The sequence below is a fragment of the Streptomyces sp. SID14478 genome (assembly GCF_010548525.1).
In the GTDB taxonomy this organism is placed as follows: Bacteria; Actinomycetota; Actinomycetes; order Streptomycetales; family Streptomycetaceae; genus Streptomyces.
This window is the reverse complement of sequence record NZ_JAAGMG010001392.1, coordinates 1-6,370: the sequence shown is the minus strand read 5'-3', so window position 1 is coordinate 6,370 and position 6,370 is coordinate 1. Positions and strand designations below refer to the sequence as shown.

The 6,370-nt window shown below is 69.9% G+C and carries 7 protein-coding genes; 6 read left to right on the top strand and 1 reads right to left on the bottom strand.

Annotated features, from left to right (window positions below; all coding sequences use genetic code 11):
• Positions 1-300: 300 nt before the first annotated feature.
• From G3I40_RS44275 to G3I40_RS44250, 6 genes are all read left to right on the top strand, one after another.
• Positions 301-1,062 (top strand): DeoR/GlpR family DNA-binding transcription regulator, encoded by a 762-nt coding sequence (locus tag G3I40_RS44275; protein ID WP_164560436.1) that lies wholly within the window; start codon positions 301-303, stop codon positions 1,060-1,062.
• A gap of 103 nt (positions 1,063-1,165) precedes the next feature.
• Entirely contained in the window at positions 1,166-2,539 is a 1,374-nt protein-coding gene (locus tag G3I40_RS44270) for a sugar ABC transporter substrate-binding protein (RefSeq protein WP_164560435.1), read from the top strand.
• Positions 2,536-3,477 carry a sugar ABC transporter permease gene (locus G3I40_RS44265; protein ID WP_164560434.1) on the top strand — a complete coding sequence of 314 codons (942 nt, stop codon included), beginning with the start codon at positions 2,536-2,538 and terminating at the stop codon, positions 3,475-3,477. Before G3I40_RS44270 ends, G3I40_RS44265 begins: the two co-directional genes overlap by 4 nt.
• A complete protein-coding gene (locus tag G3I40_RS44260; protein WP_164560433.1) occupies positions 3,474-4,310 on the top strand; it encodes a carbohydrate ABC transporter permease in 837 nt (278 codons plus the stop codon). The genes G3I40_RS44265 and G3I40_RS44260 overlap by 4 nt, the downstream gene beginning before the upstream one ends.
• Positions 4,307-5,296 (top strand): zinc-dependent alcohol dehydrogenase family protein, encoded by a 990-nt coding sequence (locus G3I40_RS44255; protein ID WP_164560432.1) that lies wholly within the window; start codon positions 4,307-4,309, stop codon positions 5,294-5,296. Before G3I40_RS44260 ends, G3I40_RS44255 begins: the two co-directional genes overlap by 4 nt.
• Before the next feature lie 116 nt (positions 5,297-5,412).
• Positions 5,413-5,634: a hypothetical protein gene (locus tag G3I40_RS44250; RefSeq protein ID WP_164560431.1), complete on the top strand. Its 222-nt coding sequence runs from the start codon at positions 5,413-5,415 to the stop codon at positions 5,632-5,634.
• A 92-nt stretch (positions 5,635-5,726) separates the two neighbouring features.
• Here G3I40_RS44250 and G3I40_RS44245 read toward each other — a convergent pair.
• Positions 5,727-6,370 (bottom strand): TerD family protein (locus G3I40_RS44245; RefSeq protein ID WP_203645920.1); only part of this gene is annotated, 644 nt, incomplete at its 5' end.

The window sequence follows — 6,370 nt, the reverse complement described above, 5'->3', positions numbered from 1 at the left end:
TGCTTGCGGGGCCCGGCGATGTCGCCTCTCGCCGCGCCCTCCCCGGGGCCGTCCCGGTCCGAACGGGCACCAAGCAGACCCGCGCGCCCCGTTGATCGGGCATTCACGCCGCCCGAATGCACATGATCCGCGCCTGCCGCCCAGGTCGTCGCCGGTCACCGGGCCGGCCGAACGGACAGAAACGGGCAGCATCGCTTCCGCAACAGACCTGGTCACCGCCGAGCGCCGCCGGTAGAACTTCCGGTACGGGCCGCACCGGGCCCGAACGGGCAACGGAGCTCTTCACGGAGGTGGGCCGGCTTGAGCGCGGAGGAACGCCAGCGGGAGATCGTGCGCGCGGCACGCCGTACCGGTTCCGTCGACGTGACGGAGCTCGCGACCGAGCTGGGCGTCGCCAAGGAGACGGTGCGCCGCGATCTGCGCGCCCTGGAGGACCACGGGCTGGTCCGGCGCACGCACGGCGGCGCGTACCCGGTGGAGAGCGCCGGGTTCGAGACGACGCTCGCGTTCCGCACGACCATGCACGTACCGGAGAAGCGGCGCATCGCCTCGGCCGCCGCCGATCTGCTCGGGGACGCCGAGACCGTCTTCGTCGACGAGGGGTTCACGCCCCAGCTGATCGCCGAGTCCCTGCCCAGGGACCGGCCGTTGACGGTGGTCACCGCCTCCCTCGCGACCGCGGGCGCACTCGCCGAGGCCGATGACACCACCGTGCTGCTGCTCGGCGGCCGGGTCCGCGCGGGCACCCTGGCCACCGTCGACCACTGGACGACGAAGATGCTCGCCGGTTTCGTCCTCGACCTCGCCTTCATCGGCGCGAACGGCATCTCCCGCGACCACGGCCTGACCACCCCCGATCCCGCGGTCAGCGAGGTCAAGGCGCAGGCGATCCGCGCGGCGCGGCGCACCGTGTTCGCGGGCGTGCACACCAAGTTCGGCGCGGTCAGCTTCTGCCGGTTCGCACCGGTGGGCGCGCTGGAGACGATCGTCACCAGCACCCAGCTGCCCGCGTCCGAGGCGCACCGCTACTCCCTGATGGGCCCCCAGGTCATCCGCGTGTGACCCGAAGCCCCATTCCCCTGACAAGCGTGCGGGTCCGGTCCCGCACGCCCGTGAACGTACCCATTCGTCCAGATATCCCCCATACGTCCCCTCAGGAGCACTCATGCGAACCCAGAGCCGACGGAGGCCGCCGGGCGCCCTGCTCGCCACGGCCGCCGCAGGGACGCTGCTCATCCCCCTCCTGTCCGGCTGCTGGGCCGGGGCGGGCGGGCTCGGCAGCGGCGACGGCGCCATCAACGTGCTGATGGTGAACAACCCGCAGATGGTCGAGTTGCAGAAGCTCACGTCCCGCTACTTCACCCGCGAGACCGGCATCAAGGTCAACTTCACGGTCCTGCCGGAGAACGACGTCCGCGACAAGATCAGCCAGGACTTCGCCAACCAGGCGGGCCAGTACGACGTCGCGACGCTCAGCAACTACGAGATACCGATCTACGCCCGCAACGGCTGGCTGCACGAGCTGGGTTCGTACGTGAAGAAGGACCCGGGCTTCGACCAGCAGGACATCCTCCAGCCGATGCGCGAATCGCTGACGGCCGAGGACGGGAAGCTCTACGGGGAACCGTTCTACGGCGAGTCCTCCTTCCTGATGTACCGCAAGGACGTCTTCGCGAAGAAGGGGCTCACCATGCCCGCGCACCCGACCTGGCAGCAGGTCGCGGACCTCGCGGCGCGGGCCGACGGCGCGCAGTCCGGCATGAAGGGCATCTGCCTGCGCGGCCTGCCCGGCTGGGGCGAGGTGATGGCGCCGCTGACGACGGTCGTGAACACCTTCGGCGGCACCTGGTTCGACAACGACTGGAAGGCGCGCCTGAACGACAAGGGCTTCAAGGACGCGGTGAAGTTCTACGTCGACCTGGTGCGCAAGCACGGCGAGTCCGGCGCCCCGCAGTCCGGCTTCGCCGAGTGCCTCAACAACCTCACCCAGGGCAAGAGCGCCATGTGGTACGACGCCACGTCCGCCGCCGGTTCGCTGGAGTCCTCGAACTCCCCGGTCAAGGGCAAGATCGGCTACGCGCCCGCGCCCGTCGACAAGACGGAGAACAGCGGCTGGCTCTACACCTGGGCGTGGGGCCTGCAGAAGGCGTCCCACAACCCCGACAACGCCTGGAAGTTCGTCTCGTGGGCCTCCGGCAAGGAGTACGAGAAGCTCGTCGGGAAGAAGATCGGCTGGTCGAACGTCCCGGCGGGCAAGCGCGCCTCGACGTACGAGATCCCGCAGTACCGCGCGGACGCGAAGGCCTTCGTGGACGTGACGCGGAACGCCATCGAGGGCGCCCGGCCCAAGGACCCCGGGGTGCAGAAGCGGCCCGCGCCCGGCATCCAGTTCGTCGGCATCCCCGAGTTCACCGATCTCGGCACGAAGGTGTCGCAGGAGATCAGCGCGGCCATCGCCGGACGCCAGTCCGTCGATACGGCCCTGGACAAGTCCCAGAAGCTCGCCTCCGAGATCGCGAAGGAGTACGAGGGACGATGACGACGACCACCGCGGCCTCCCTGGGCCGCACCCAAGCGCCGACGGCAGGCCGTCGCACCCCGGACCGGCTGCGCTCGTGGGCGACCCGCGCGCCCCTCCTGCCCGCACTCGTCTTCATGATCATCGTGACCCAACTGCCGTTCGTGGCCACGCTGGTGATCTCCCTGTTCGACTGGAACTCGCTCTACCCCGACGCCAGGAAGTTCACCTGGTTCGGCAACTACTCCGAGGTCCTCACCGACGCCGACCTGCGCAAGTCCGTCTTCACCACCATCATCCTGACGGTGACGGTCGTGGTGGTGAGCCTGGTCATCGGGCTGGCGCTGGCCCTGCTGATCGACCGGAAGTTCCGGGGCCGCGGCGTCGTCCGCACCCTGCTGATCGCCCCGTTCCTGGTGGTCCCGGTGGCGTCCGCGCTGCTGTGGAAGCACGTGCTCTTCAACCCCGAGTACGGGCTGCTGAACGGCCTGTTGCACTACGTCGGCGGGCCGCAGCCCGACTGGATCTCGAACAATCCGCTGATCGCGGTCGAGGTGTCCCTGATCTGGCAGTGGACACCGTTCATGATGCTGATCCTGCTCGCCGGGCTGCAGTCGCGCTCCCCCGAACTCCTGGAGGCGGCCCGGATGGACGGCGCCGGGCCCTGGCAGGTCTTCCGCTTCATGACGCTGCCGCACCTGCGCCGCTACCTCGAACTCGGCGCCCTGCTCGGCTCGATCTACATCGTGCAGAACTTCGACGCGGTCTTCACCCTCACCTCCGGCGGCCTGGGCACGGCGAACCTGCCCTACACCGTCTACCAGTCCTTCTACCAGGCGCACGAGAACGGCCTCGCCTCCGCGGCCGGCGTCCTCGTCGTCATCGGTTCCCTCATCATCGCGACCTTCGCGCTACGCGTCGTGTCGTCCCTGTTCCGCGAGGAGGCGTCACGCGGATGAACACCTTCACCACCTTCCTCAAGGGCAAGGGACTCGGCCTCGTCGCCTGGCTGGCCGGCATCGTCTTCTTCCTGCCCATCGCCTGGATGGCGCTGACGTCCTTCCACTCGGAGGAGGACGCGGCGACCAACCCGCCGTCCTTCGGCGCGGCCCTCACCCTCGACGGCTACCGCGACTTCTTCGGCTCCGGCGGCGGCGCCAGCCCCTGGCCCTCGCTGATCAACTCGGCGGTCGCCTCGCTCGCCTCGACGCTCTTCGTCCTGGTCCTCGCGCTCCCGGCGGCGTACGCACTGTCGATCCGCCCGGTGAAGAAGTGGACGGACGTCCTGTTCTTCTTCCTGTCGACGAAGATGCTGCCGGTGGTGGCCGGGCTGCTCCCCATCTACCTCTTCGCCAAGAACACCGACTTCCTCGACAACATCTGGCTGCTCGTCATCCTCTACACCTCGATGAACCTGCCGATCGCGGTGTGGATGATGCAGTCGTTCCTCTCGGAGGTCCCGGTGGCGGTCATCGAGGCGGCGCAGATCGACGGGGCCAGGCTCCCGACGGTGCTCACGCGCGTGGTCGCGCCGATCGCCCTGCCCGGCATCGCCGCGACGGCCCTCATCTGCTTCATCTTCTCCTGGAACGAACTCCTCTTCGCCCGGGTGCTCACCGGTGTCGTCGCCGAGACCGCACCCGTCTTCCTGACCGGCTTCATCACCAGCCAGGGCCTGTTCCTGGCGAAGGTGTGCGCCGCGTCGCTCGTGATCTCCCTGCCGGTGCTCGCCGCAGGGTTCGCCGCCCAGGACAAGCTGGTTCAGGGCCTCTCGTTGGGAGCTGTGAAATGAAGGCCGCGATCGTCGAATCGGTGGGCAAGGTCGTCGTCGGCGAGGTTCCCGACCCCACACCGGGCCCGCGCGACGTGGTCGTGGAGGTCGCGGCGTGCGGCCTGTGCGGCACCGACCTGCACATCCTGCAGGGCGAGTTCGCCCCGACCCTGCCGGTCGTGCCGGGCCACGAGTTCGCCGGCACGGTGGCCGAAGTGGGCAGCGCCGTCACGGAGTTGCGGGTGGGCGACCGTGTGGCGGTGGACCCGTCCCTGCACTGCCACGAGTGCCGTTTCTGCCGGGCCGGACGCGGCAACCTGTGCGAGCGCTGGGCGGCGATCGGCGTCACGACGGCGGGCGGCGCGGCCCAGTACGCGCTGGCCCCCGTCGCCAACTGCGTCCGCCTGCCCGACCACGTACGCACCCAGGACGCGGCCCTCATCGAGCCGCTCTCCTGCGCGGTGCGCGGCTACGACGTCCTGCGCTCCCGCCTGGGCGCCCACGTGCTGATCTACGGCTCGGGCACGATGGGCCTGATGATGCTGGAACTGGCCAAGCGCACGGGTGCGGCCAGCGTCGACGTGGTCGACCTGAACCCGGACCGCCTGGCCACGGCCCGGCGCCTCGGTGTCTCCGGCTCCGCGGCGGGCCCCGACGACCTGGACCGCCCGACCGGCTGGGACGTGGTGATCGACGCGACCGGCAACGCGGCGGCGATCCAGGACGGCCTCGACCGGGTCGCGAAGGCGGGCACGTTCCTGCAGTTCGGCGTGGCGGACTACGCGACCCGCGTCACGATCGACCCGTACCGCATCTACAACCAGGAGATCACCATCACCGGTTCGATGGCGGTCCTGCACAGCTACGAACGCGCGGCGGAACTCTTCGCGGGCGGTGTCCTGGACCCCGACGTCTTCATCAGCGACAGGCTGCCGCTCGACGACTACCCGGGTGCCCTCGACCAGTTCGCGTCCGGGGTGGGCCGCAAGATCGTCGTGGTCCCTTGAACCCGGGCTCCATGATCCCGGGTCCCATGATCCCGGGTCCCGTGCTCCCCGGACCCGCCATCCGCTGACCCGTAATCCGCTGTCGGTCCCGGCCCGGTCGCGCATATCCTCCGACCGTGCCGAGACCCCGGGGATTCACGTACGCGGAGCGCGCCGACGGCAGCGTCACGCTCACCCATGCGGGACGCCCCGCGGGGGTGCTGCGGGGTGCGCGTGCGCAGCAGTTCCTGGCCGAAGTGGCGTCCGGGGACGCCCAGTTGGTCATGGCCCGCTGGACGGGCAACTACCGCAGGGGCAACGAACGCCGGGCCCGCGCGCACCCCCGCAACCAGCACTGACGCAGCACCGGCCGCAGCCCTCGGGCCCGACGCCACCGGGCATGCCGGAGGCGGCCCGCTCACCGCGCGGGCCGCCTCCGTACAGCCTCTTCCTACAGGGCCTGCGCCGCGGGCTTGACCATGCCGCGCACCGTGCGCGACTTCACGAAGTCGCCCAGGGCCGTCATCTCCCACTCGCCGCTGAACTGCTTGATGAGCTTGGCCATCATCACGCCGGTCTGCGACTCGGCGCTCGTGAGGTCGAAGCGGACCAGCTCCTCGCCGGTCGCCGCGTCCAGGAGGCGGCAGTACGCCTTGGCGACCTCCGTGAACTTCTGGCCCGAGAACGAGTTCACCGTGAAGACCAGGCCCGTGACCTCCTGGGGCAGCCGGCCCAGGTCGACGACGATCACCTCGTCGTCGCCGGCGCCCTCGCCCGTGAGGTTGTCACCGGAGTGCTTGATCGCGCCGTTCACGATCGAGAGCTTGCCGAAGTAGCAGCTGTCGATGTGGTTGCGCTGCGGACCGTACGCGATGACCGACGCGTCCAGGTCGATGTCCTTGCCGCGGAACGCGGGCTCCCAGCCGAGACCCATCTTGACCTGGCTGAGCAGCGGCTTGCCGCCCTTGACCAGGGAGACCGTCTGGTTCTTCTGGAGGGAGACGCGACCCTTGTCGAGGTTGATCTTGCCGCTGCCCGCGGTGGGCGCCGCCGCGGGGGCCGCGGCCGGCGGCGGGGGCGGCGCGATGCGCGGGT